We start from the raw sequence: 26,282 nt of genomic DNA, 5'->3' as shown, positions 1-26,282 counted from the left end.
CGGCGTGCGCCGACATGGGTCAACTTCTATATGCTTCACAAATGGCGAGGAAATCAGCCGATTTCAAGCTCGCGCCGCCAACGAGCGCTCCATCGACGTTTACGACCGCCATCAGTTCCGATGCATTGCCGGGTTTCACCGAACCGCCATAGAGAAGACGCATCTTGCTGCCGGCTTCCCCGAACCTGTCCTCAAGCCTGCTTCGGATAAAGGCGTGCGCTTCGGCGACGTCGTCAATGCTCGGCGTCAGACCCGTGCCGATCGCCCAGACGGGCTCGTAAGCCACAACGGTGTTGAATTCCGTGCAATTTTCCGGAAGCGAGCCTGCGAGTTGCGCGCCCAGAATCGTCAGCGTCTCGCCGGCTTCTCTTTCGTCTTTCGTTTCGCCAATACAAATAATCGAAACCAGTCCCTGTTCGTGCGCGGCGATCGCCTTCACGCGCACCAGCGCATCGTCTTCATGGTGATCCGTCCGGCGTTCGGAATGACCAACAATGACATGCGTGGCGCCTGTTTCCTTGATCATCGTGGCTGCGATATCGCCGGTATGCGCTCCGGACGCCGACTGATGACAGTCCTGCGCTCCGATCGATAGCGGCGTATCCAGAACGCTTCCCGCTGCAAGATACAGCAATGTGGCCGGCGGGCAGATAATTGCGTCAATCTTCTCGTCAAGCGCCCCGTCGATACCATTGGCAATCGCGGTTATCTCATGCAAAGCGTTGCGGTCGCCATTCATTTTCCAGTTGCCCGCCACCAGCGGCTTCACTCCCGGTGTCATTCCCGTACCCCTCAAACCATCGTTGCGGACGACCTATCAGGTCGGCGGACGATTTCAAAGTCCAGCAGCCGCATTTCGAATTTGCCGCTGTCGCCATGCGGGTCTTGCTAGCGGCTTGCCCGCCGCTTAAAAGACGATCAACAAATGCAAATATTGTCGGCGTTCAAAAGCGCCGGCTTCCCGGGTTGGAATGGAATTCACATGCTAGACACCCTTCGTCGCGCCGCGCAGTCCTGGCTCGCCAAACTGCTTCTCATCGTGCTCGTGCTCTCATTCGGCGTATGGGGCATCAGCGGCACGATGTTCCAGGGCGCCGGCAATTCGGTCGTGACAGTCGGCGACACCCGCGTGACACAAAATGAATTCCTGCTCGCCTACAACAGGCAGGTTTCTCTCATTTCCCAGCAATTGCAGCGTTACATTTCACGGGAACAGGCCCGCAGCATGGGCGTCGAAGCACAAACGCTCAGCATCGTCGCCACGTCTGCCGCTCTCGACGAACAGTCGCGGCGGATGAATTTGGGACTTTCGGAAGATCGCCTCGCCGGCATCATCCGCGACGATCCGGCGTTTCAGGGCATAAACGGCCGCTTCGACGAAGCCACGTTCGACGCAGTGCTGCGCAATTCAGGCTTTACGCCGGAAAGCTTCATCACAAGCCAGCAGAACGCCGCCATCAGAACACAGATCGTCGATGCGATCGCGGACGGATATGAAGCCCCTGCGGCTCTGCTCGAAGCGTTCAACCGGTTCCAGAACGAAAAGAGGACGGTTGACTACCTGTTTCTGGACCGGACACTGATCGGAGACATTGCCGACCCCACCGACGAGGAGGCGTCGAAATACTTCGAAGAGAACAAGTCGAGATATCGCGCTCCGGAATATCGCAAGATCAGCTATGTCACACTCACTGCCGTGGATATTTCGGACCCGGCCGCAGTGGCGGAGAATCTTGTGCGTGATGAATACGAACGCACAAAGGACCGTTACACGACGCCCGAAGAGAGAACAATCGAACAGTTGAATTTCGCGTCACGGGAAGACGCGGAAGCCGCCGCCAGCGAACTCGAACAGGGCAAGAGCTTTGACGAACTACTCAGTGAACAGGGCAAGACGGCTGACGACGTCAATCTCGGCACGTTCTCCAAGGCGGCGGTTCCGGATCAGCTCATCGCTGACGCCGCATTTTCCATTGAGAGCCAGGGCGGAGCATCCGGTGTAATTGAAGGCGCCTTCGGCCCGGTCATCCTGCGCGTCACTTCGATTACGCCCGGCGCCACCAAGAGTTTCGAGGAAGTCGAACCCGAGATCCGTCAGGAAATGGCGCTCGTCGACGCCGGAAATATTCTGCTGGACGTGCATGACGCCTACGAAGACGCCCGCGCCGCAGGCGACACGCTTGTGGAGGCGGCGACCAAGCAACAGCTCACGCCTGTGACCATCGACGCAGTGGACCGCACGGGCCGGGACCCGAGCGGGCAAATGATCAATGACCTGCCGGAAAGAGCAACGCTCTTGCAGGAAGCGTTCGAGGCCGACATCAACATCGACTCTCCGCCGATCAGCATCGGTTCGGATGGTTTCCTCTGGTACGAAGTCAACGACATCACGCCTTCTCGAGACCGGACGCTGGACGAGGTGCGCGACCAGGTTGTCGCAGACTGGAAAAATCAGCAAACGGATGCGGAGTTGGCGAAACTTGGCGAGGAACTGCGCAAGCGTCTGTCCGATGGCGAAGACCTGAATGCGATCGGCGCTGAATACGGACTTACTCCGGACACAAAATACGATATTGGCCGCAACGATCAGGACGCGCTGTTCGGGGCTGATGCGCTGAACGCCGCCTTTTCAGGTCCGCAAGGGCATGTCGCGCTGGCCAGCGATCCGGATAACACCGCGAGAATCCTTCTGAAGGTTCAGAGCGTCACGACGCCCTCCCCCGCAGAAGACGTTCAATTGCCGCCCGCCGCCGTCTCTGCGATTTCGGACAGCATCTCGAATGATATTCTCGGACAAGCTGTTCGCATGATGCAGGAGGAATTCGGCGTGACGGTAAACGCCAGGCTCGCTGACCTCACCCTCTCGCAAAGTTACTAGGCGCTGAACAAGACATGTCCGAACTGAAAGACTACATTGGCATCGCCGCCAGCGGACGACCGCTGACCCGAGAGGAAGCGGGTAAAGCCTTTGACATCATGATGTCGGGCGAAGCGACTGCGTCGCAGATTGGCGGTTTTCTGATGGCGCTTCGGGTACGTGGCGAAAGCGTGTCCGAGATTACGGGCGCGGTCAGCACCATGCGCAGGAAGATGCTTCGCGTGGATGCCCCGGAAGACGCAATCGACATCGTCGGCACCGGCGGCGACGCATCCGGCAGCTACAATGTATCGACCTGCGCCGCCTTCGTCGCAGCCGGCGCCGGGCTGACCGTCGCCAAGCACGGCAACAGGGCGCTCACATCCAAATCCGGCGCGGCGGATACGCTCGCCGCGCTTGGCGTCCAGCTGGATCTGTCGCCGGAAGGCATCGCCGCCTGTATCAACGAGGCCGGAATTGGCTTCATGTTCGCCCCTGCCCATCATTCAGCGATGCGCCATGTCGGACCGACGCGCGTCGAACTCGGCACCCGTACGATCTTCAACCTGCTCGGGCCGATGTCCAACCCTGCAGGCGTCAAGCGTCAGCTTTTGGGCGTCTACGACCCCTACTGGTGCGAACCGATGGCTGAAGTTCTTCGCGACCTGGGATCGGAACATGTCTGGGTCGTCCATGGCGACGGTCTGGATGAGATGACGACGGCGGGCGTGACAACGGTGTCAGCGCTTCACAATGGCGACATCACCCGGTTCGAGGTCACGCCGGAAGAACTCGGTCTGCGCCGGGTGGACCTTGCCGAACTGCGTGGCGGCAACGCCGAACATAACGCGGCAGCGCTAAAGGAAGTGCTTAACGGCGCCAAGAACGCCTATCGCGACATCACGTTGCTGAATGCAGGCGCGGCGCTCGTCATCGGCGACAAGGCAGAGGACCTTTCCGAAGGCCTGGAACAGGCGGCGCACTCGATCGACAGCGGCGCGGCCAACGCGGTGCTGGACGCCCTGATCAAAACATCGAAATTCCACGTGAAGCTTGCGGAATAACATGGCGGACATACTCGAAAAGATCGAAGACTACAAACGCAAGGAAATCGCCGTCGCAAAGGCCACGCGTCCGCTGGCTGAATTGAAGGCGATGCTTTCCGATCGCGACGCGCCGCGCGGGTTTCACAGGGCGCTCGCTGAAAAACAGCAGCGCGGCGGCTTCGGTCTGATTGCCGAGATCAAGAAGGCCAGCCCGTCAAAGGGGCTCATCCGGGAAGACTTCGATCCGCCGACCCTTGCGCGCGCCTACGAAACCGGCGGCGCTACCTGTCTTTCGGTCCTGACCGATACGCCGTCCTTCCAGGGCGCGCCGGAGTTCCTGACCCTGGCGAGAAACGCCACCTCCCTGCCCGCTCTGCGCAAGGATTTCATGTTCGAACCCTACCAGGTCTATGAGGCCCGAGCCTGGGGCGCAGACGCGATCCTCATCATCATGGCCTCCGTCAGCGACGACGACGCACGTCTTCTGGAGGACACGGCCGCCGAACTTGGCATGGACAGCCTCATCGAGGTCCATGACGAAGGAGAAATGGAACGCGCGCTCGCCCTGAACTCCCGACTGCTCGGGATCAACAACAGGAATTTGCGGACCTTCGAAACCAGCCTGTCGACCAGTGAGAAACTCGCTGTGATGGCGCCCGATGACCGGCACCTCGTGGGCGAAAGCGGCATCTTCACGCATGAAGACTGTCAACGGCTTTCCAATGTCGGCATCCGTTCCTTCCTGGTCGGCGAAAGTTTGATGCGCAAGGCCGACGTCGCAGGGGCGACGCGCGACTTGCTGGCGGAAGCAGTCTGATCGATGTCAAAGCCGGACAAACTCACCCATATCGGCGCGTCCGGCGAAGCGCATATGGTGGATGTCGGCGACAAGGATGAAACCGAGCGTATCGCGATCGCCGAAGGTCATGTTGTCATGGCGCAGGAGACGCTCGCGCTGATCCGTGATGGCGACGCCAAGAAGGGCGACGTCATCGGAACTGCCCGTCTGGCCGGGATCATGGCGGCCAAACAGACCTCGACGCTCATTCCGCTCTGCCATCCGCTCATGCTGAGCAAGGTGTCCGTCGACATTTCCGAGGACGTGGTCTTGCCTGGTCTTCATGTCAGGGCGACCGTCAAGTTGACGGGAAAAACCGGCGTCGAGATGGAAGCGCTGACCGCCGTTTCCGTAGCCTGTCTGACGATTTACGACATGGCGAAAGCCGTCGATCGGGGTATGGAGATCGGCTCAATCAGGCTGGTCTCGAAGAGCGGCGGCAAATCCGGCGACTGGCGGCGTGATCCATGAGCCTCGTTTCCGTCGAGGACGCCCGTGGCCGCATTCTCGCCAATGCCGAAACCATTGAAGAGCGCGAAAGCGTCGGGCTCGCTGACGCGACCGGAAGGACATTGGCGGAGGACCTTGTCGCGCGACGCTCGCAACCACCCTTCTCGGCGTCTGCGATGGACGGCTACGCCGTGCGCGCTTCCGACGTCGAAAACACGCCCGTCGAATTGACCGTCATCGGTCAGGCGCCCGCTGGTCATCGCTTTGAAGGCGCGGTGGCTTCAGGAGAAACTGTGCGCATATTTACCGGCGCGCCCCTGCCGGATGGCGCCGACACGATCGTTATCCAGGAAAACACCGAAACGCTCGGACCGGATCGGGTTCTGATAAGCCAGGGCGCGGGTAAAGGCGTCTATGTCCGTCCGGAAGGCCTCGACTTCGCCGCGGGCGACGTGGTGCTTCAAAACGGCGACATACTTGACGCAGGACGCCTCACGGTCGCCGCTTCGATGAACTATCCGAGCCTGACCGTCAGACGGCGTCCTCATGTCGCAATATTGGCGACCGGCGATGAACTGGTTCCGCCGGGATCGGACCCGAACGCCGATCAGATCATTGCCTCGAACGGCTATGGCGTGGCGGCGATTGCGCAGGCCGACGGCGCGACGTCGCTGGATCTCGGCATCGCCGTGGATACCCGCGCATCCATCGAGTCCGCTATCGACAGGACCCTGCAAGGCGGAGCCGATATTCTGGTGACGCTTGGCGGCGCCTCCGTTGGAGATCACGATCTCGTTCAGGACACGCTCGTCGCGCGCGGGATGGAGCTCGATTTCTGGCAGATCGCAATGCGTCCAGGCAAACCGCTGATGTATGGCCGCCTCGACCATCTGCACGTGCTGGGCTTTCCCGGAAACCCGGTTTCAAGCCTGGTCTGCTCCCACCTCTTCCTGCGCCCCCTGATCGCGCGCCTTCGCGGACACGCCGCGCCGGATCTGGAACGGCCTGCCGTTCTCGGAAAGGACCTGCCGGCCAATGATCGACGTGAAGACTATCTGCGCTCGAAGATTGAACGGCGCCCTGACGGAGACCTGATCGCCCTGCCCTTCGACCGGCAGGATTCCTCCATGACTCGGATCTTCGCGCAATCTGACTGCCTGACTATCCGCGCGCCATTCGCAGAACCGGCAAAGAAAGGCGACCCCTGTCGGGTCATTCTTTTGAGATAGGCCGCCGCCAATATTCAATCCTTTTGAGACAAGCCTCAAACATAGCTATATATCTGAATTTATTATAGATATTTAAGTCTGGCTTTGTTTCGGGAATTTGCGAATTACGGATCCTGCGACCTCTCTGGCTTTGTTTCGGGATTTGACGATTTGCGAGATTTCAGATCATGCTGATCGGTGAAATGTGATTTGGCTTTGTTTCGGTAAATCGTGAATTACGGATTTTTCGGCCTCGTTGGCTTCGTTTCGGGAATTTGGTTTTTCCGGTCCTTGTACCTGGTTGGCTTTGTTTCGGGAATTCGAAAAATTCGTCTGTCTCATCACCGGAAAGACCGCAAAACGGCAAACCAGGGCGGCGTTCTTATAGCATGAATTGCGTTAAAACGCATCAAAAAGTTCTCGCTATGTTCTCGTTGATTGGCGCCAGACAGTGCCAAAAGTGAGCAGCTTTTGGTCGGTCAGCCGGTTGGCGAGGCCGGGTTCCTCATTTCACCTACAGCCGATCCGATTTGCTGATCTGCGTGACAGGGATTTCGTTCTGGAAACAGATTTCCATTTTCTTGTTCTTCGACCGCCGCAATGCGTCGGGCCTTGTCGTGACAGGTAAGAAGTCCCAACAGCTTGCCAACAAATTCGAGAGCTGGCGCCGTGAGGAGTTTGGCGAGCATCACGGATCGCGACGCGCCGTAGATCCAGCATCGTTGGGACCTGCCAAAATATGTCGTCTCGCCGACATAGAGCAGCCTCGGAAGACACTGGATGTGAATTCCTTTAAAATTTTTTTGAACAGGAGAAGATCCCGTTCGTCCGTAAGAATGCGTGATTTCATATCATGCCCCCGGGCCTGCAAATGATGCGCTTGACACGGATACTATATCCAGGAATTTCAAGCTGATATCGTTTGCTGCAATCCACGAAGTACAATGATCAAAACAATATATTACTCTTCTTCCTGGTGAATTCGACTTGAACTCGGCTCAGGATTCTGGAAGCAAGCTCCGCAAAGGCATCAACCTCTCCCTGAGGCATCGCAAGCGCATCGAAGAGATTTTTGGCTGGACCAAGACCGTCGCCGTTCAAAGCCCGGCCCTGGTCTGCCTTTTTCCGCAGCCTGCTAGCGTACGTCCGGCCCCGGTCGGAGCCGCGAGACGATTACTCCTTGCGGATCGAAGCGCCCGGCAAGGGTTTCGAGGCGGTCTTTGTTTCCAAGCCACCAGTTCGACGGTGTATCGAGCCGATCGGCATAATTGACGTAGCGGCCTCCGGAAATCGCATGGCTCAGTTGGCTTCGTGCGCTGGACAGGCATTCGTCCATCCGTGAGATCTGCTCGGACGTACAAACCAGGGGATGGAAAAGCTCCCATTCGATCACCATGCGCTGATCCCGGTGCGGATATGCCGTCTGGTCCGAAGCAATCTGACCGACCACGCCATCGCAGGGTTCGATCAGCAAACCTCCGCCATGCATTTCGGGTGCGTACTGAATCTCTTCAACAAAGCGCACCAGGGCGTCGGCTTCTCCCTGTCCGATCGCTGCGGCAACGAAATCGCAGGTTACGCGCGTCGGTCTGATCGTTTCCGGCGCCGGATCGACCAGAAGCGACAGCGGAATCAAATCGGTCATCGCCTCGAAATAGCTCTCTTCCCTGAGCGACAGACCGACAACGGCCGGATGATCAAGCAATGGGCTCAGAAGCGCTTCCGCCTGTTGCCGGTTGCCGAGATACTGTCCGTCAATATGGACCAGTGGCTCGCCCGGCACGGCGTCTTGCGGGCCTTCGGAAGCCATATCCATGAACCGGTCGGGGCCTGTTGTGCGAAACTTGAGCTTCAGGTCGAGGTCGAGCGGCGCGGACCGCATTACGGCGTCGTAAAGAACGATCACCTCGCGGGCGTATTCCCAGTTCATCGTTATCTCGGCGGCCGTCACACGCTCGACCGGAAAGGTTCGCAAAACGATTTCCGTCATAATTGCCGCCGTTCCAGCCCCTCCCTGGCACATCCAGAAGAGGTCCGGACTGCGACTTCGGCTGACACGATGGATTTCTCCGCTCCCGGTGACAACCACCGCCTCCATGAGATTGTCCGTTGTCAGGCCGAGCTTCCGGGTGGCGTATCCGAAACCACCGCCCGAAACGAGCCCGCCCAATCCCACGGTCGGGCAGTCTCCGGTGGGGACCGCGCAACCGGAGGCGTCGAGATCCTTCGCCAAATCGAGAATGCGTGCGCCGGGACCGGCATGAAGGCGCCGGTCCGAATCGAGCCTGGCCTCGTTGAGACCCGACAGATCAAGCAGCACGGCGTCTTCCCTGATCGGAAAGCCATCGAAAGAATGCCCGCCCGATCGCACCGTCACACGATAACCATCTGTAGCAGCCCTGCGGAGAATAGCGGCGAGATCGTCCGTACCGGCCGGTCTGATAACGGCTTGGGGCCGGCGGTGGCGAGCCGGTGGACAAAAGACTTGTGTTGCCTCGTGGAAAATCGGACTACCCGGCAAACCGACCACACCGGTGATTTCGGACTCGAGCCGGGAAAGATCCGGCGCCATATTGCTGCTATCCTGACTTTCGGGCATGCTTCCCTCCAGCAATTGAATACGATACCGCTATACAAAATCGATAGAGACTAGCAACGCTCCGCACGAGTTGCATCCCATTTCTGACACGTGGCGGAAGACCGGGAGAAGCTGCCTGAGGTATCCGCGAACGATAGGGTTCACAGGACATGGCTGAAACGGAACGTCCCCTGCTCGGCGCCGGCATGTTCGTTCTGGCCAATGCAGTTTTTGCTTTAGCGGGTTTGTTCGTTCAGTTCGCCAGCACGCAGGTCAGCAGCTGGACGACGGTTTTCTCCGGGTTTTTATTCGGCGGGATTTTCATCATTCCGTTCGTCCTCATACGCCGTCGCGGATCATCCTTCGCATCACCAAATCTCGCATTGCTGGTTGTGCGAGGCATAGTCTCGGTTGCGCAGATCGGGATGTTGTTCAAGGCCGTGGCCTCGATTTCACTGCTGGAAACGATGCTGTTTCGGGAAACGGCGCCGTTCTGGATACCTCTGCTTTCCAGTATCTTTCTTGGTGAAGCGATGCCGCGCAGGATCTGGCCTGTTCTCCTGTGTGGTTTCGTCGGTGTGGCGCTGGTCCTTCATCCGAACATCGCCACGCTGAACGCCGGTTATCTTTACGGACTGGCGGCAGGTCTGCTGTTTGCCGTACAGGTCCTGCTGACCAGACGTCTCAATAAACTGGGCGAGCCGCAGGACCGGATCCTGCTGTACATATTCGCGATCGGAATACTCGGGACGTTCATCCCTGCGGCACAGACCTATGTCACACCGGATTATACGACGATCGTGCAACTCTTCATCGCCGGTCTGTTTCTGATCATCTCAACGACCCTCCTCGTCTTTTCCACCGCGCACGCGCCGGCCTGGCTGATTGCACCGCTCGGATATTCGGCCGTCGTATTCTCTGCCCTGATCGACTGGCTCGTGCTGGACAAGGTTCCGAACCTGGTATCATCTGTCGGAATGTTGCTCGTGATCGTTTCGGGTGTTCTGACGTTGAGGTTTGCGTCATACCGCAACAGAATCGAACCGGTCATGACGGCGAAGGAGAGGAGTTCCTGATGTTCGGGCTTTACGGACACGGAAGCGCGCGGGATCACGCCTGCCTGCTCAGACTGGAGAAGGAGCGCGACGGTCGGGGCATTCGTTTCTTCAACGGCGGAACGAATGCGATCCTGTCAGGCCAGCCCTGGTCTGTGGCAGTGCCGGAAGACAATCCGAGAGAAGCGGCAAAACGCGCCCGCGAGGAAGGCGCGCGGATCATTCTCATTACAGACGCCGAATTGCTCCAGGCGGCGGCGGTGGACAGCTTCAAAAGCGAAGGCATGACAGTTCTGGGCCCCGAACTCCACGCCAGCCAGGTGGAAGGCAGCAAGGCGTTGATGAAGGACCTTGTCAGGGATGCGGGCATACCCAGTCCGGAGAGCTGGCTGGTCAAGACGGCCGAAGACGCCAAGACCTTTCTCCGCGATCACTGGTCTCCCCGGGAACAGTTCGTCATCAAGACGGATCGCCTGATCCGGGACGGGAAACACCGATCGATGGTTCCTGACAGCCTGCGCGAAAGCCTCCAGGACGTGGACGAGGAGATCGAGGCGCTGCTCAAGGCGCATGCCGCCGGCGGACTGATCATAGAAAGGCGCGTGACTGGTTTCGAGACATCCGTGCATGTGCTGTGGGACGGGTCTTCTTACGTGCTTTTTCCACCTGTCAGGGATTACAAGCAGGCGCTCGACGAGGATCGGGGACCGAACACCAACGGCGCCGCCGCACTGGCTTTCGGCGGCGGATTTCCCCCGGAGCTCGAACAATCGTTGCGCAGGCGGATCATCGAACCGGCGCTCGATCAACTCAAGAAGTCCGGCTATGGTTATCGCGGTTTTCTCTATTTCGGTGTGATGCTGACAGATGAGGGTCCGGTGCTGCTCGAAATCAACGTCCGGCCCGGCAATCCGGAATTTGCGGTGCTGCTCGAACTGCTCTCGTCCGATTTTCACGACATGATCGAACATGCGGCCTGCGGCGCCCTGCACCAGATATCCGTGACCTGGCATGCCGACCGATATTCCGGATGCGTATTCGCCATGGCCGCCGACTATCCGGAAACTGAAGATGTCGCAGCCAAGCCCATCGAGGGGCTGGAAGAAGTCGTCGCCGAGGGACGCACCGTTACCGAAGCCGTCGGACTCGACAAAGACGGCGGCCTCGTTGTTGCGGGAGGCCGGATCGCCGCACCTGTCGCCAGTGCGCGGTCGATAGAAAACGTGAAGCACGAGGTCTACGGCGCGCTGTCGCGTATCAGGTTCGAGGGCAAGCACTGGCGCAGCGATCTCGGATACGGTGTCGCCGAGGAACTTTTTGCCGATCAAAACTGACGAAGCGCGTGTTCGCTCGCCTAAAACCGGACTTCTTCTCTCGCCTGCCAGGGGAACGCCTGGAAATGGGTCGCAGCGACCATTGCCATGGCCAAAATCAATTGTTCCTGCCTCTCATAAATGAGCGAAATTTGACCATTTCTCTGCCGGGTCGGCTGCATAAAGCTGACTGCCGACCAACAAACATCTTCAGTGCTCGAACGACGTCATTCGCTGGCGCCGACGCGGGAATGATCCTGCAGGCGTTTCATGTTCCACTCGATGGATTGGGCGAATGGCGTCCAGCGGCCGAATGACAGTCCCGCGCTGCGCAATGCCTCTCCGACCCAGGCGTTGCATCCGTAGAAGAGGCTGAAGCGAGGCTCCGCCCGATAGAACACATCTCCATAGCCGTGCGTGACGTCCGGTATGAGCGTCGGAGCTGCGTTGCTGTCGACAAGAAATGTCTGCGCGACAAAGCTCCAAAGCTGATCGAGCTGCGCGCTTTCGAGCTCCAGACGATAGACTCCGGGTCCTTGCAATGACCCGGAATACGGCTGGATGTGAAGGACAGAACGATCGAAGAACAACGCCTTTGCGATTATTCCGGCGGTCAGATCAGATAATTCAAGAAGACTGGTGTAGGCGGTTTGTGATCCCCAACCAATGATCAGGTAATCCGTATTCTCGAGTAAAACATCGAGATCCTGCTGCAGTTCCGGAAAGCCGGCTGGAAGCTTTCCCCCTTCGATAGGCAGAACGATATCGCTGTGGAAACCGTTGGACAGCACATAGGCCGTCGTCGTCTGAGCCGTGAGTGTTTCCGTCGGCGGCGTCCGCCACACAGTCCCGATTGCAGCGGCCACGAGGTAGGCCCCGGCGAGGCAGAATACCGTTGCCACAGTATAAATGCTGATTTTCAATGCTTTGGATAGAATGTCACACCTGCCCGCGCTTCATTGTAGCCTGTTTTTCGGATGACGATACGCACACCAACTTTTACAAGCTGCCTGAACTCGACTATCTTCGAATTTCTAATCGATGGAATATCCACCAAAGAAGACCTTGTCTGGTTGGCCGTTTGCAAAGGCGATCACATGTGGCTGACCGCAAACTCTGTAGCAATGACAGGTCAGCGCTCAATCACTTCGCGCGCCCTTTAGGTAATCTATCATCGCCCGGACCTTGCCCGGGACGAAACTTCGGCTCGGGTAGACAAGCCAAGCGGCCGTCTGGAATGTCGTGGCTGTGACCTCCCAACCGGTGATGCAAGTGGATAGCAGGCCACGCTCAAGGTCGCCCCGGATCAGCCAGTCTGGGAGCAGCGCTGGGCCAAGTCCCGCCAAGGCCGCGTCGCGGATCGCCCCGGCTGGCGACAGGACAATGTCGCCCGCGACGGGCTGGTCAATCACGTTGTTCCGGGCATCCCGAAACAGCCAACGGGAACGAAAATCACGGAAGGGAAACAGGATTGCTCTGTGGCTTGCGATGTCTTCGGGCCGCAAGAGGGGCGGCGCTTTCGCCAGATATTCCGTTGAGGCCACGACGCGGTAGCGCGTGTCCATCAACTTGCTCACCACGTAGTCGCCTTCGACCTCCGGGGCCAGACGGATGGCCAGATCGATACGGTCCGCTACAAGGTCGACGATTGTGTCAGAAAACAAGCCCTCAATGGCGACCTCCGGATATGCGGCGCAGAATCCGGCCAGGCGAGGAACAATGAAGTGCTGCCCAAAGGTGGCAGATGCGGAAAGGCGCAAAGTGCCACGCGGTTCCGACTGTATGGCGCGGGCTTCCTCTCTGGCGCGTTCGAGTTCGTCGGTCAACGGGGCGATCCGAGCGAGGTACAGAGCCCCTGCCTCAGTCAATTCCATGCGCCGCGTCGTGCGGGAGAACAGGCGCACCGCAAGCTCTGTTTCGATCCCCGCGACAACCCGCCCGATCGAGGAAGGGTCTACGCCGCGCTGACGGGCAACTGCGGCAAAACTGCCAAGCCGGACAATGTCCTGAATCAGAGTCAGATCGTTGAAATTCATTCGTGCGGATATCGCAATAGTGTGTGGTGCAGAACGTAATTTATCGGAAGTTACATCATGAATAAACCTGTCCACATCAGAAATCTTCACGAAGGAGGCCTAGATGCCGGATTTCCAACTGCACACACCGGAGACCGCCCCGGACGGATCTCGCGATACTCTCGCCGCCGTCGCGAAAGTATGGGGCTTTACCCCCAAGATGCATGCGACGATGGCTGAAAGTCCGGCCGCCCTTATCGGTTATGAAACCCTGTTCGAGAAAATTGCAGAATCATCTCTGAACCCGATTGAACAACAGGTCGCCTTTCAGGCGGTTAACGTTCTCCATGGCTGCGGCTACTGCACCATGGGCCATACATTCCTGTCGGCGCAGGCTGGCGTGGACGAGGCTACGATTGCCAATCTGCGGGCCGGCAAAGCGCCAGAGGACAGACGTCTTGGTGCGTTGTGGACATTCACCCGCAGTGTCGCAATCGAGCGAGGCGAAGCTGCAGAGGCAGTTCCCGGCTTTCTCGCAGCCGGTTTCACGAAAGCCAACGTGCTCGACGTTGTGACTATCATCGCGACGAAGGTCCTGTCGAATTACACCGCAGCGCTGGCTGGCGTCCCGGATGAGGAGTTCATGTCCGACCCGGCGCTCGCCTGGAGCCGCTCGATGGCAACCGCAGCTGAATGACCACCATGCCCGGGGTCGCTAGCCCCGGCCTTGATTGGAGCGTATAAATGACATTCAAAGACAAGACCGTTGTTGTTACCGGAGCCAGCCGAGGCATCGGCGAAGCAACCGCCCGCCACTTCGCGGCCCTGGGCGCCCATGTCGTTCTGGCTGCAAGGGATGCGACCCGGATCAATTCCATAGCGACAGACCTGAATGGACAAGGCTTGTCCGTCTGTGCGTGGCGGACGGATGTGGCCGATGCAGCGCAGGTGAAATCGTTGATCGACGCGACCGTGGAAGAAGCCGGACAAATCAACCTGCTATTAAACAACGCAGGCATTATCGATCCGATTGTTCGAATGGGCGACAGCGATCCCGAGGCTTGGGGCCGGGTTGTCGACGTAAACCTCAAGGGCGTCTATCACGGTTTGCGCTACGCGATACCTGCAATGGTCTCGCACGGCGGGGGGACGATCGTGAACATCTCCTCCGGCGCGGCGACCTCGGCTCTGGAGGGATGGAGCCATTACTGCGCTACGAAGGCGGCCGTGCTGTCACTGACCAGGGTAGCCGACAAGGAGTACCGCAATCAGGGCGTCCGCGTGATCGGCTTGAGTCCCGGTACAGTCGCAACGCGGATGCAGGAACAAATCCGCGCCTCCGGGATCAACCCTGTCAGCCAGTTGGACTGGTCGGCGCACATACCGGCGGAATGGGTAGCGCGGGCGATAGAATGGCTTACGACCGCGGCTGCGGATGGCTACCTCGGGGCGGATTTTTCGCTGAAGACTGAAGAAGGGCGGCAGTTGGCCGGATTGTCCATTGAATAAGTTTGGGATTGAAATGGATGTGTGCCGGGGAGCCGGCAAACGCCTCCCTGAGGCCGAAAACCCCACCAATTCGCAGCGCTGGATCGTTAAACGAATTTTGAGCCGCAAGTTTCATGTATTCGAGGGAGAAACCGCCAGAAAGACCGTGTCTGGATTGCCGTTTGCATAGGCAGTCGCATACTTCGACTGGCCGCGCCCAATAGGATCCCCGAATGAATATCTTCCGCCGATCGGTCAGTCGCAATGGATTTCCTTGGTGTAGAGAATTCGCTTAGGAGCGGCCTCAGGCCTGGATTAGATCGTTCCCTCTGCTGCGGTGAATATGCCGGTCCCTTCGAGAATCGCGTTCTCGTGGGTTTTATCGAACGAAGCAGCTTGTGTTTCGTGGGCATGGTAGTTGGTGCGCAGGATGCCGAGGTAAGTGACACTGCCATCAGGAAACTCGAAATGTTCGGAAAAATGAACGACGCCGGCTTCGCCTTTAGTCGGGTTTGTGATTGTTTTCACCACCCATGTAAGGACGCCGATCTCCATGTTATTTTCATCGTAGATGACACGTTTGACGACGCGCTCGTCGCCCGGATCTGTCCCGGGTTCGCCGAGATCGATAAATGTCATGGTCCGTTTGGCGTGACCGACAACGGTAAAAGGCTCACAGGATTGCGGGGTCTGCGCCCGGGCAAGGGGAACGGAAATCAGAAGTATCGCGGATGCGGCAAACAAATTTTTGAAAAACATATCTGCGTGGACTCCACTGGGTTTATGACCACCGCGGAGACTAATTCAGCCATAGGCTGAATGAAAAAAATTTTCCTCTATTGATTGCACAAAAGGCCTGACGATTCACACCTCGTCGAAATCAAGCACAACCTTTTCCGTCAACGGACGCGCCTGACAGGACAGGATGTAGCCGGCGTCGAGCTCCCACGGCTCCAGGGAATAGTTTTCGGCCATCTCGACCTCGCCTTCTACCAGCTTGCAACGGCAGGTGCAGCACATGCCGCCCTTGCAGGAATAGGGTAGCTCAATCCCCTGTCGATGAGCCGCGTCAATGACATTGCCGTCGGCGCCCTCCATCGTAAACGTTGCCCTTACGCCGTCCAGGACGGCTTCAACCGACACGCCCTTGCTGTGCGCCGCAGACGGCGGAGGTACAGCGCTCTTTTTCGATGCAGCGCCTCCATCAGCCGGCGTGAACAGCTCGAACCGGATGCGATCCGGCTCCACGCCCAGATCTTCCAGCACCCGCCGCGCGTCGTCGATCATGTCGCCAGGACCGCACAGAAAGACTTTGGTGGCTGACCGCGGATCGAACAGCTTGTTCTCCGCGAATTTTCGAATACGGTCCGCATCGATGCGACCGTGCAGAATATCGACGTCCTGCGCCTCCCGGCTCAGAACATGCACCAGGGTGAAGCGGTCGATAAACCGGTCTTTCAGATCCTCCAGCTCCTCGCGGAAGATCACCGAATTGCGATCGCGATTGCCATAGAACAGCGTGAAGGTGCTGGAAGGCTCACGGGCAAGCACCGACTTGACGATCGAAAGCACGGGCGTGACGCCGGATCCCGCGGCGAAGGCCACATAGTCATTGCGGGCGGCCGGATCAGCCGCATTCGTGAAGCGCCCCAGCGGGGGCATCACATCGATTTCCATGCCCACTTCGAGATTGTCATTGGCGAAACCGGAGAACACCCCGCCATCCACGCGCTTGATGGCCACGCGCAGATCACCGTCGTCGATTCCGCTGCAAATAGAATAGGTTCTGCGTAGATCCTCATCCGCAATCCTGGCGCGGAGCGTGAGATATTGTCCAGGCACGAACACAAACCGCTCCCTTGCCTCCTCCGGCACGTCAAAACTGACGGAAACGGAGTCCGGCGTTTCACGAACGATATGCTTGATCTTCAACGGGTAAAATTGCGCCATCGCCTGATCCTCAAAGGCATTTGAAATAGTCGAACGGCTCAAGGCACGTTCGGCACCGGTAGAGCGCCTTGCACGGCGTCGAACCGAATTCGCTGATGCGCTCTGTGTCTTCCGAACCGCACAGGGGGCAATTGACCGCGGTTTCCCCGAACAGGGCGCGTATGGAATTGGAAGCCTTGACGGGAGGCGCGATGCCGAACTCGCGCAGCTTTTCGCGGCCTTCCGATGTGATCCAGTCGGTGGTCCAGGCGGGGCTCATGACACTCTCGACCCGAACATTTTCGAACCCGTCTCTCTTCAGCGCCTCCAGAACCATCTGTTCGATCAGCTGCGTGGCGGGACATCCCGAATAGGTCGGCGTGACCTTGGCTATGACGGCGCCGTTGTCGTCACATTCGACGCTGCGCAGGATCCCGAGATCGGCCAGGGTGACAACCGGAATTTCCGGATCAGGCACCGCCGCCGCGATGTCCCAGGCTCGACGGGCGCGGACATTTGACGGGTTCAGCGCATCTGAGACGACAACGCCCATGGCATCCTCACCATTCCAGCCCGGGATAGGCGCGCTGCATGTATTGCAGTTCGCTCAGGAGATGCCCGAGATGTTCCGTGTGACGCCCTTCCCGACCGCCTGTCTGGTCGTAGGCGGCCTCTGGCGCCGTCAGATGCGCTTCGGAAAGAACGCCATCGACCGTGCGCCGCCATTCGTCGCGCAATTCAGATGCATCGACGGCGACGCCTTCGGAGACCATGGCGAGGGCGACATCGTCCATTTCAAAGAGTTCGCCAGTGTAGATGAAGAGTTCTTCCAGCGCCGCGATCATGCGCCGGCGGCTCTCTTCCGTGCCGTCGCCCAAACGAATGACCCATTCAGCGGAATGGCGCAGATGGTAGGCCACTTCCTTTTCGGCCTTGGCCGCAATGGCGCGCAGATCGTCGTCGGTCGATTTCCCCATAGCGCGCCAGAACGGCAGCATGAATGCGGAAAAATAGAACTGACGGGCGATCGCCCAGGCAAAATCCCGGTTGGGTTGCTCCACCAGAAGCGCGTTGCAGTATTCGCGTTCCGGACGCAGAAAGGCCAGGTCGTCCTCGTCGCGGCCCTTGCCTTCGACCTTTCCTGCATAGGTGAAAAGCGCCCTCGCCTGACCGAGACAATCAAGGCCGATATTGGCGAGCGCCAGATCTTCCTCAAGGCTGGGCGCCTTGCCGCACCATTCGCCCAACCGCTGGCCGAGGATCAGGTGATCGTCGGCAAGTCTCAGCACATACCGGAACAGGTCGTCAGACATCACATGTTGCCCACTTCGTCGGGAATTTCATAGAAGGTCGGATGCCGATAGATCTTCGTCGCCGTCGGCTCGAACATCATGTCCTTGTCCTGAGGGTCGGAAGCGACGATGTCGCTGGAGCGCACGACCCAGATGCTCTGGCCCTCGCCCCGACGGGTATAAACGTCGCGGGCGGCTTGCAGCGCCAGTTCCGCGTCGGCTGCGTGCAGCGAACCGGCGTGTTTATGGTTGAGGCCGTTCCTCGCCCTTATGAAGACTTCCCAAAGCGGCGTCGTTTCGGTCATTGTCATTGTCCTATGCGCAGCGTTTTTCAAACCAGGTCTTGAGATTGGGCAGGCCTTCCCATCCGAAGGCATGATCGCTCGGGCCGTGTTGTCGCAGATGCTCAAGACGGGCCATTGCCTCTGCGACCGTTGGCACGCAGCCTTCCTCGATACGCCACATCACGAAGTGGGCCTTGCCCATGGTCTCGAACCACTCGCCACGGCGGCCATAGACCTTGCGATGCACCGTGTTCCAGACGAAGTGTTCAAGGTCCTCCGCCGTTTCCCAGACGGAAAGGTTGACGATCACATGCGGATCGTCTTCCAGCGCAACGGTTTCGCCCGCTTCGTCGGTCAGGCGCCAGACGAACCCCTTGCTGCGTTCCGCGAGCGCATTGACGACATCAAGTCTGTTGACGAAATCCGCCATGCGCGGATCGTCCAGATCGTATCGGGTTCTGCCGATATTCAGCTCGGCCAGATGCATGATCGCACTCCTATTCTGCGGCGATCTTTGCGGCTTCGGCCCGCTCCCGGCGTTTTTCGGCGTGCGCAAGCGCGGCCTCGCGCACCCACGCGCCTTCCTCGTGGACGCGGGTGCGATTGCGAAGCCTTTCGCGATTGCAGGGCCCGTCGCCCTTCACGACTCGCCAGAACTCGTCCCAGTCGATCTCGCCGTGATCATAGCTCTGCCGTTCCTCGTTCCACTTGAGGTCGGGATCCGGCACCGTCAGGCCGAGATACTCGGCTTGCGGCACAGTAGCGTTGATGAATTTGTCGCGCAGTTCGTCATTGGTGAACCGCTTGATCTTCCAGGCCATGGACTGGCTGGAATGAACCGAACTTCCTTCGGACGGTCCGAACATCATGAGCGAAGGCCACCAGTAGCGATCGAGCGCGTCCTGGGCCATGGCCTTCTGTTCGTCCGAGCCGCGAGCAAGCGTCATCATGATCTCGTAGCCCTGACGCTGGTGGAAGCTTTCCTCCTTGCAGACACGGATCATGGCCCGCGCATAGGGGCCGAAGGAGCACCGGCACAGGGGAATCTGGTTCATGATGGCGGCGCCGTCGACCAGCCAGCCGATTGCGCCGATATCGCCCCAGGTCAAAGTCGGATAGTTGAAGATGGAGGAGTATTTGGCGGCGCCGGACAGGAGCTGATCGGTCATTTCCTCGCGGCTGACGCCGAGCGTCTCGGCAGCCGAATAGAGATAGAGACCGTGACCGCCCTCGTCCTGCACCTTGGCGAGCAACGCCGCCTTGCGACGCAGTGTCGGCGCGCGTGTGATCCAGTTGCCTTCCGGCTGCATGCCGATGACTTCGGAATGTGCGTGCTGTGAAATCTGGCGAACCAGCGTCTTGCGATACCCTTCCGGCATCGGGTCGTTCGGTTCGATCTTCATTTCGGCGTCGATGCGCTCCTGAAACGCCGCCAGAAAGGCTTCGTCTTCGTCGGTACGGCCGTCGGCGCCAATCAATCCCTGCGAATACATGGAAGCGTGCTCCTCATCCTCGCAACCATTATATGTTACGAAATAGAATAATTCAATGTTATTTTCGTAACGAATTACGTTGATGGGGCGCGAAATCTGCGACTGATATCGATTGCAGGCGTTTCGAGCGTCCGGTCACCGGATCGTTTGCATTCGTCGAGCCAGCGTTCGCTTGCTTCGGCGATGGCGCTGTAGATTGACGACGCTATCCGGCGCGCTTCGTCCGCCTTCCAGGCGTCCGGCGTCAGTTTCGGCGGCAGGTTGGGATCGCGCAAGGCGGCGCGGCGGAACGCATGGATCAACAGCGTCCGGGCCGCCATGGATGACAGCGGATCGAGATCATTCTTCGCGCGAAGCGCCTCGTCGAGCGGGCGAAAATCTTGCGTGAAGGACGCGTAGGAGCGCTGTGCGCCGACATCCGACCAGGCCTTTTCGATCAATGCGCCGACATTGGATTCGCCGCGAAGATGCGCCGAGAAGATGAACTCGTCCGGTTGCGCCGCGATGGATTCCGCGCCGTCCGAGGGACGCAGGAACAGACCACGCGACAAGGCGCCGAAACCGGCGGACTGCAACGCCGAGCGGCGCGCCTCGCGCTTCCGGTCGTTTGGGCCATTCGACAGAATGATTGTCCACTGACCGTCCCAGGACACGGGAGCCGGCGCATAGATCCGGGTCGTCGCCTCGGCGAATTCGGTCTGCCCGGCTTCGGCCAGACGGTAGTAGCTGTTGCGTCCCTCGCGGATGCGAAGCAGCCAGCCGTCGGAAGTCAATCGCGACATGGCGGCGCGCAAGGCGCTCGGTTCGACGCGCAGTCGGGACATCAATTCCTGGAGGGACCCGAGCCAGAGTTCGCCGCCGCGCGGATTGACGGCGTCTCCGAAGATCGTGATGACCAGCGACCAGACGCGGATACGCTCCTGCCCGTGAAAGGCGTCGATCAATCGTTCGACGTGGCTGTGCGCGGTTTCGCTCATGCCGCACTTATCGCCGCGAAGGGCCGATCGATCAAGCGCTGCGCAAATCCACGACCCGCCGCGCCTTGCCGGCGGATCTCTCCACGCCGCCCGGATCAAGCACCTCGACCTCGACCGTTACGCCGACGACGCTCTTGACGTGGTGGCGCAGCTCGTTGGCGCCTTGCTTGCGGTCTTCGTCGCCAAGGCCGGACCCGCTCGCCTCGACCTTGATGGCCATGCGGTCCATGCGCCCTTCGCGCGTAAGCTCGATCTGGTAGTGCGGCGCAAGGATCCGGCATTTGAGGATCTGCTCCTCGATCTGGGTCGGGAACACATTGACGCCGCGGATGATCATCATGTCGTCGGATCGACCCGTCACCTTCTCCATTCTGCGCATGGACCGGGCGGTGCCCGGCAGCAGGCGGGTGAGATCACGGGTGCGATAGCGGATGATCGGGAAGGCCTCCTTGGTGAGCGACGTGAACACCAGCTCCCCCATTTCGCCATCCGGCAGAACCTTGCCCGTTTCCGGGTCGATGACCTCCGGATAGAAATGATCTTCCCATATATGCAGGCCGTCCTTGGTCTCGACGCATTCATTGGCAACGCCTGGCCCGATGATTTCGGACAAGCCGTAAATGTCGACGGCGTCCATGTCGAAAGCCGTTTCGATCTCTTCGCGCATGGAATTGGTCCATGGTTCGGCGCCGAATATGCCGACCTTGAGCGAACTCTCCCGCGGGTCGAGACCCTGATTGCGGAACTCGTCGAGGATGGACAGCATATAGGACGGCGTGACCATGATGACGCGCGGCTTGAAGTCGTCGATCAGCATGACCTGCCGTTCGGTCATGCCGCCGGATATCGGCACGACCGTGCAGCCGAGCTTTTCGGCGCCGTAATGGGCGCCGAGCCCGCCGGTGAACAGGCCATATCCGTAGGAGACATGCACGAGGTCGCCGGGCCGCCCGCCGCTGGCGTAGATCGACCGGGCGACCATCTGCGCCCACATGTCGATGTCGCCCAGCGTGTAGCCGACCACGGTCGGCTTGCCGGTGGTGCCCGAGGAAGCGTGCAGACGCGCAAGTTTCTCCCGCGGCACAGCGAACATGCCGAATGGATAATTGTCCCTCAGGTCCTGCTTCACCGTGAAGGGAAACTTCGAGAGATCCTCAAGCGACTTGAGATCGTCCGGATGGACGCCGTGCGCGTCGAAGTTTTTGCGATAGAATGGCGAATGCTCGTAGGCGCGATGCAAGGTGTCGCGCATGCGCTTCAGCTGAAGGGCCGAAATCTCGTCCCTCGACGCCGTTTCGATCGCATCAAGGCCAGGGCTGTATCCGCCCGTCGTGTGTGTCTGCATTGTCTCCTCCGCCGATCGGTCTGCTACTCGGCCGCCACCGGCACGTGCGTTCCCTTGATGGTGCGGCTGTGGCCGCGGAATTCGGCCACAACCGTCCCGTCGTCCCTGGTCACCCGGATGTCGTAAATACCGCTGCGCGTCGTCCTGTGCACCTCGCTCGCAACCGCGGTCAGCATCTCGCCGCGCCGCGCAGGCTGCAGGAACGACACGGCGCAGTGCTGGGCGACCGTGTGCTGATTATAGCTGTTGCAGGCGAAAGCGAAGGTGCTGTCCGCCAGAGTAAAGACGAAACCGCCGTGGCAGATATCCAGCCCGTTGACCATGTGGTCCTGCACCGGCATGCGCAAAGTCGCGCGACCCGGGCCAATATCAATGATCTCCATGCCCATATGCTGCGAGGCGCGATCCTCGCGCCACATCGCCTCGGCGCTGGCTTTCGCAAGGTCCTCCGCCGAAGCCAGTTTCTGCGCGCTATCGTTCGACATGGTCTATCGCCCCGTAAACTTCGCCGGACGCTTCTCGATGAAGGCGCGCACGCCTTCGGCATAATCCGTTCCTTTGCCAACTTCCCTTTGCGTATCGCGCTCAAGATCAAGCTGCTCGTCGAGCGTATTGTCTCCGGCTTGCTGGATCAGACCCTTCATGAGGCCAAGGCTCCGCGTGGGGCCTTTTGCGACACTGGCTGCGAGACCGGCCGCCTGAGCCATGAGGTCGTCGTCGTCCACGACCTGCCAGATCATGCCCCATTCGGCAGCCTGCTCGGCTGTCACCGGCTCGCCGGTAAACATGATCGCCTTGGCGCGCGCTTCGCCAATGAGGTTCGGCACGGTCCATGTTCCGCCGCTGTCCGGCACGAGACCAATGCGTGAAAACGCCTGAATGAATTTCGCTGATCGGGCGGCGAGCACGATATCGCAGGCGAGCGCAACATTGGCCCCTGCTCCGGCCGCCACGCCGTTCACGGCGCAGATCACAGGCTTTCCGATCGACCGGATCCTGCGAACGAGAGGGTTGTACCAGGTGTCGATGGTGAGACCGAGGTCGATCTCTCCCTGAGAGGGATCACGCTCGGACAGATCCTGCCCCGCGCAAAAACCGCGGCCCGCGCCTGTGAGCAGGATTGCGCGGCACGCAGGATCCTCTTCCGCCTCGACGAGCGCCGCTTTCAGGCTGACATGCTGGGCTTCATTGAAGGCGTTGAGCTTGTCCGGCCTGTCGAGTGTTATCACGACATACCCGTCCTGCTTGTCGACCCTGACTGAATCGTCGCTCATTGGCGTCTCCTCCCTGCGCTCCGTTGATAATAGCACTTAAACCGACCGACCGGTCAATGAATCTTTTTTATCCCGACTTCGTTCCAAAAGAACCGCCGCGGCGTGCGACAATCCGCGATCATCAAACTGTCGCATAACTGTCATGCAGCCACCCTACAACAGTTCAGCTGGTTCCAGCAGATCATCATATATCCAGTCGGGGGAATACATGAAATCGAGATCCTTGGCGTCTATTGCGGCGCAACTTCTGTGCGGCGCCTCTTTGAGCGTCATTTCCGTATCCGCCGCGCGGGCGGATTGCGACCCCGCCTCGCCGACCGACGGCCAAACAGTGATCTGCACCGGTCCAAGCACCGGCTTCGTTGACGAAAATGTCGAGGACGTGACGGTTATCGTCGAAGAAGGCGCCGTCGTGGACGGCGGCGGCGATCGCGGTTTCCGGTTCGGCGACAACGGAACGCTTACCAATGACGGAACGATATTGTCGGGCGGCGGCGAGCATGGCGTCCAGGGCGGCGACGAAGCCAGCATAACGAACAACGGGCTCATCGATGGCGACGGAAACGGCGTCAATGTCGACGACGACGCGTATGTCCTCAACAGTGAAACCGGTGAAGTTATCGGAGCGGATGACGGCGTCCAGATCGAAGAAGACGGAGAGATCTATAACGAAGGAACCGTAACCGCGAATGACGGCGACGCCCTGAAGGCCGCCGACGGCGCCTATATCCTCAATGAAGGAACAGCCACCGGTTCCGATGACGGAATACAGGTGGAGAACGACGGCGAGATCGTCAATACGGGAACAGTAACCGCCTACGACGGCGACGCCCTGAAAGCCGAAAACGGCGCCTATATCATGAACGAGGGCGCTGCGATCGGGTACTCCGACGGCATTCAGGTCGAGGAAAACGGTGAGGTCTACAATTCGGGCGATGTGACCGCCTATGACGGCGACGGAATAAAGGCCGGGGACGGCGCATATATCGAGAATGACGGGACGCTCACCGCCTCCGACGACGGCATTCAGGCGGACCTGTACAGCACAGCGATCAACAACGGCGCGATCTACGCCACGGACGAAGGGATAAACCTCGATGCGGACGGCGCCGTGGTCATCAACAACGGATCGATCACCGCGCTTGACGACGGCATCCACACGGCAACCAATTCCTGGATCGAAAACAACGGCTCGATCTACATTCCCTACAACGCCGGCGATCCTCAGGACGGGATAGACCTCGACGACGGCGTGGTGCTGAACACCGGCCTGATTGAGGTCGAGAATGGCGGCGCCGATTCACAGGACGGCATCGATTTCGATGAAGACGGCGCGGCGGCGTCATACATCACCAATACCGGCAGCATTATCGGCTACCATGCGGTCAATACCGATCCCCTGAACACAAAGTCGCAAACCATCTACAATTACGGTTATCTCGAAGGGTTCGGCGGCGTGGCAATCAATCTCGGAGACGGTGACGATGCGCTGCAGATCGGGACCGGTTCGCGGATCGTCGGTCTCGTCGACCTTGGCGACGGCACGGACAGTTTCAGCATCGACAGCCCCGTCGCGTCGCTTGTCAACTTCGTCTCCGCGCCGGAAATCGTCGATCTCAACGGTTTTGCGGCGATCGTGACGTCAACGCAAATTGCGACGATTGATCCCGCGCCCTTCCAGAGCGGCGATGCGCTGATGCGCTCATTCTTCTTCGACATGACCGACACGCTCTATCACGACCGGCCTGAAGCCGGAGAAAGCGGCTTCTGGCTGACCGGGTTCGGCAGCGCAGCGGATTTCGGATCATCCACCATCTACAGCGGCTACGACACTTCCGGCGGAGGCGGCGTCGGCGGGTACGATCACGCCGTCAACGCCATGTGGAGCATCGGCCTGTTCGGCGGCGGCGCATCCTATTCCGCGAGCATTGACGACGGAGAACACGACACGGACCTTACCTCCGGCTTTGGCGGCGTTCGCGCCTTCTACTTCCCGAACAGCCGGTTCACGCTGAATGCAGCTATTCTGGGCGGCGTCACGCAGACCAGCCTGTCGAGCCCCGACTACCGCACCGGCAGCGGCTCGGGAGACGGCTCGTTCCTGGCGACGACCGGCGGCTTCGCCTACGAAATACCGGCAGCCGAAATGGGCGGCTATGTCGGCCTGGAACTGCTTGGTCAGGCAGGCGCGCTCTGGAACTGGGCCGACAGCTACCGGGTGTCCGGATTCGACGGCGCGACGATCGGCGCGCGGGATTCGGCCTACTATTTCGGAACGCTGGAAGCCGGCCTGCCCTTCGAAATGCAGTCAGGAGGCAACACGATCCGCTTCAAGCCATTTGCCGGCGTGACATTCGCTGGTTTCAGCGACGATCCTTTCAGCCTGACGGCGATCGGTTTCTCAACGAGTTTCACGGCGCCGAACGACATCGACGGAACGTTCTTTACCGGGGGAGCGGAACTTGCGATCGATTTCGATGGAAAAGCCAGCCTCACCGGCCGCTTCACCGCAGCCTACAACTCGGACTCCACGTCTTACGGAGGCACGCTCAATCTGAGGATCCCGTTTCCCGTGAAGTGACGCTCCGGTCCAAACGGGCAAATCGATTTGACATCAGCGGCTGGATTGAACTCCGGCCGTTTGTTTTTGTACGAGCCGCACAACCACCGGCAACAGACACCTGTATCCCGGTGTGAAAAATCCGATTGCACGAGTATGAAGGGAATTGATCGGCGATATACGGGATCATCCGGCTTCGGTCATCCCTGCCAACCGCCCTTCAGAATTGACTTGCAACCCGGTCACAAGAACAAGACCTGGACATCAGCGATTACGCCCG

General features: G+C 59.4%; 25 protein-coding genes. 10 read left to right on the top strand and 15 right to left on the bottom strand.

Annotation, left to right across the window (positions count from 1 at the left end; translation table 11 throughout):
• Window positions 1-19 precede the first annotated feature (19 nt).
• Window positions 20-781, bottom strand: a complete 762-nt coding sequence (gene tpiA / locus K1W69_RS06915; RefSeq protein WP_220227558.1) for a triose-phosphate isomerase — start codon at window positions 779-781, stop codon at window positions 20-22.
• 201 nt (window positions 782-982) lie between these two features.
• Here tpiA and K1W69_RS06910 point away from each other — a divergent pair, with 201 nt between their 5' ends.
• From K1W69_RS06910 to K1W69_RS06890, 5 genes are read left to right on the top strand one after another with little or no spacing between them, the layout of a single operon-like run.
• Window positions 983-2,878: a SurA N-terminal domain-containing protein gene (locus K1W69_RS06910; protein ID WP_220227557.1), complete on the top strand. Its 1,896-nt coding sequence runs from the start codon at window positions 983-985 to the stop codon at window positions 2,876-2,878.
• Window positions 2,879-2,892: 14 nt separating this feature from the next.
• Window positions 2,893-3,921, top strand: coding sequence for an anthranilate phosphoribosyltransferase (trpD, locus tag K1W69_RS06905; RefSeq protein ID WP_220227556.1), 1,029 nt, complete (start codon window positions 2,893-2,895; stop codon window positions 3,919-3,921).
• A 1-nt stretch (window position 3,922) separates the two neighbouring features.
• Complete coding sequence (gene trpC / locus K1W69_RS06900) at window positions 3,923-4,720, top strand: indole-3-glycerol phosphate synthase TrpC (protein WP_220227555.1); 798 nt, start codon at window positions 3,923-3,925, stop codon at window positions 4,718-4,720.
• A gap of 3 nt (window positions 4,721-4,723) precedes the next feature.
• Window positions 4,724-5,212 carry a cyclic pyranopterin monophosphate synthase MoaC gene (moaC, locus tag K1W69_RS06895; RefSeq protein ID WP_220227554.1) on the top strand — a complete coding sequence of 163 codons (489 nt, stop codon included), beginning with the start codon at window positions 4,724-4,726 and terminating at the stop codon, window positions 5,210-5,212.
• Window positions 5,209-6,420, top strand: coding sequence for a molybdopterin molybdotransferase MoeA (locus K1W69_RS06890; RefSeq protein WP_220227553.1), 1,212 nt, complete (start codon window positions 5,209-5,211; stop codon window positions 6,418-6,420). Before moaC ends, K1W69_RS06890 begins: the two co-directional genes overlap by 4 nt.
• A 1,114-nt stretch (window positions 6,421-7,534) precedes the next feature.
• On the opposite strand, the gene K1W69_RS06885 is transcribed toward K1W69_RS06890, so the two are convergent.
• The gene (locus K1W69_RS06885) at window positions 7,535-8,998 is read right to left on the bottom strand and encodes an FAD-binding oxidoreductase (RefSeq protein ID WP_220227552.1); all 1,464 of its coding nucleotides are present in this window, start codon (window positions 8,996-8,998) and stop codon (window positions 7,535-7,537) included.
• Between the two features lie 149 nt (window positions 8,999-9,147).
• On the opposite strand from K1W69_RS06885, the gene K1W69_RS06880 reads away from it, so the two are divergent.
• Window positions 9,148-10,053 carry a DMT family transporter gene (locus K1W69_RS06880; RefSeq protein ID WP_220227551.1) on the top strand — a complete coding sequence of 302 codons (906 nt, stop codon included), beginning with the start codon at window positions 9,148-9,150 and terminating at the stop codon, window positions 10,051-10,053.
• Window positions 10,053-11,366: a phosphoribosylamine--glycine ligase gene (locus tag K1W69_RS06875; RefSeq protein WP_220227550.1), complete on the top strand. Its 1,314-nt coding sequence runs from the start codon at window positions 10,053-10,055 to the stop codon at window positions 11,364-11,366. The genes K1W69_RS06880 and K1W69_RS06875 overlap by 1 nt, the downstream gene beginning before the upstream one ends.
• A gap of 206 nt (window positions 11,367-11,572) precedes the next feature.
• On the opposite strand, the gene K1W69_RS06870 is transcribed toward K1W69_RS06875, so the two are convergent.
• Window positions 11,573-12,247, bottom strand: coding sequence for a DUF2459 domain-containing protein (locus tag K1W69_RS06870; protein WP_220227549.1), 675 nt, complete (start codon window positions 12,245-12,247; stop codon window positions 11,573-11,575).
• 237 nt (window positions 12,248-12,484) lie between these two features.
• Entirely contained in the window at window positions 12,485-13,471 is a 987-nt protein-coding gene (locus tag K1W69_RS06865) for a LysR family transcriptional regulator (RefSeq protein WP_370688198.1), read from the bottom strand.
• 13 nt (window positions 13,472-13,484) lie between these two features.
• On the opposite strand from K1W69_RS06865, the gene K1W69_RS06860 reads away from it, so the two are divergent.
• A complete protein-coding gene (locus K1W69_RS06860; RefSeq protein WP_220227548.1) occupies window positions 13,485-14,057 on the top strand; it encodes a carboxymuconolactone decarboxylase family protein in 573 nt (190 codons plus the stop codon).
• 47 nt (window positions 14,058-14,104) lie between these two features.
• Window positions 14,105-14,869, top strand: coding sequence for an SDR family oxidoreductase (locus K1W69_RS06855; protein WP_220227547.1), 765 nt, complete (start codon window positions 14,105-14,107; stop codon window positions 14,867-14,869).
• Window positions 14,870-15,163: 294 nt separating this feature from the next.
• Here the strand turns inward: K1W69_RS06855 and K1W69_RS06850 are convergent, their stop codons facing one another.
• The 11 genes from K1W69_RS06850 to paaG all read right to left on the bottom strand — a co-directional run bounded on the left by K1W69_RS06850 (window position 15,164) and on the right by paaG (window position 23,442).
• Window positions 15,164-15,487 carry a hypothetical protein gene (locus tag K1W69_RS06850; protein ID WP_220227546.1) on the bottom strand — a complete coding sequence of 108 codons (324 nt, stop codon included), beginning with the start codon at window positions 15,485-15,487 and terminating at the stop codon, window positions 15,164-15,166.
• 225 nt (window positions 15,488-15,712) lie between these two features.
• Window positions 15,713-16,798, bottom strand: coding sequence for a 1,2-phenylacetyl-CoA epoxidase subunit PaaE (gene paaE / locus K1W69_RS06845; protein ID WP_220227545.1), 1,086 nt, complete (start codon window positions 16,796-16,798; stop codon window positions 15,713-15,715).
• 10 nt (window positions 16,799-16,808) lie between these two features.
• Complete coding sequence (gene paaD, locus K1W69_RS06840) at window positions 16,809-17,330, bottom strand: 1,2-phenylacetyl-CoA epoxidase subunit PaaD (RefSeq protein WP_220227544.1); 522 nt, start codon at window positions 17,328-17,330, stop codon at window positions 16,809-16,811.
• Between the two features lie 7 nt (window positions 17,331-17,337).
• Window positions 17,338-18,090: a 1,2-phenylacetyl-CoA epoxidase subunit PaaC gene (gene paaC, locus K1W69_RS06835; RefSeq protein ID WP_220227543.1), complete on the bottom strand. Its 753-nt coding sequence runs from the start codon at window positions 18,088-18,090 to the stop codon at window positions 17,338-17,340.
• Window positions 18,090-18,374 carry a 1,2-phenylacetyl-CoA epoxidase subunit PaaB gene (paaB, locus tag K1W69_RS06830; protein WP_370688197.1) on the bottom strand — a complete coding sequence of 95 codons (285 nt, stop codon included), beginning with the start codon at window positions 18,372-18,374 and terminating at the stop codon, window positions 18,090-18,092. The genes paaC and paaB overlap by 1 nt, the downstream gene beginning before the upstream one ends.
• A gap of 10 nt (window positions 18,375-18,384) precedes the next feature.
• A complete protein-coding gene (locus tag K1W69_RS06825) occupies window positions 18,385-18,840 on the bottom strand; it encodes a DUF3291 domain-containing protein (protein WP_220227541.1) in 456 nt (151 codons plus the stop codon).
• A gap of 10 nt (window positions 18,841-18,850) precedes the next feature.
• Entirely contained in the window at window positions 18,851-19,846 is a 996-nt protein-coding gene (gene paaA / locus K1W69_RS06820; RefSeq protein WP_220227540.1) for a 1,2-phenylacetyl-CoA epoxidase subunit PaaA, read from the bottom strand.
• Window positions 19,847-19,920: 74 nt separating this feature from the next.
• The gene (locus tag K1W69_RS06815) at window positions 19,921-20,823 is read right to left on the bottom strand and encodes a PaaX family transcriptional regulator (RefSeq protein ID WP_220227539.1); all 903 of its coding nucleotides are present in this window, start codon (window positions 20,821-20,823) and stop codon (window positions 19,921-19,923) included.
• 31 nt (window positions 20,824-20,854) lie between these two features.
• The gene (gene paaK / locus K1W69_RS06810) at window positions 20,855-22,168 is read right to left on the bottom strand and encodes a phenylacetate--CoA ligase PaaK (RefSeq protein ID WP_220227538.1); all 1,314 of its coding nucleotides are present in this window, start codon (window positions 22,166-22,168) and stop codon (window positions 20,855-20,857) included.
• Window positions 22,169-22,191: 23 nt separating this feature from the next.
• Window positions 22,192-22,653, bottom strand: coding sequence for a hydroxyphenylacetyl-CoA thioesterase PaaI (paaI, locus tag K1W69_RS06805; RefSeq protein WP_220227537.1), 462 nt, complete (start codon window positions 22,651-22,653; stop codon window positions 22,192-22,194).
• A gap of 3 nt (window positions 22,654-22,656) precedes the next feature.
• Complete coding sequence (gene paaG, locus K1W69_RS06800; RefSeq protein ID WP_220227536.1) at window positions 22,657-23,442, bottom strand: 2-(1,2-epoxy-1,2-dihydrophenyl)acetyl-CoA isomerase PaaG; 786 nt, start codon at window positions 23,440-23,442, stop codon at window positions 22,657-22,659.
• A 208-nt stretch (window positions 23,443-23,650) separates the two neighbouring features.
• On the opposite strand from paaG, the gene K1W69_RS06795 reads away from it, so the two are divergent.
• Window positions 23,651-26,023 carry an autotransporter outer membrane beta-barrel domain-containing protein gene (locus tag K1W69_RS06795; RefSeq protein WP_220227535.1) on the top strand — a complete coding sequence of 791 codons (2,373 nt, stop codon included), beginning with the start codon at window positions 23,651-23,653 and terminating at the stop codon, window positions 26,021-26,023.
• The last annotated feature ends 259 nt before the right edge of the window (window positions 26,024-26,282 follow it).

Origin of the sequence: Flavimaribacter sediminis (genome assembly GCF_019492055.1) — a bacterium.
GTDB lineage: Bacteria > Pseudomonadota > Alphaproteobacteria > Rhizobiales > Rhizobiaceae > Flavimaribacter > Flavimaribacter sediminis.
Note: the sequence above shows the minus strand (reverse complement) of the source record. Positions and strands in the feature narration are given on the sequence as shown.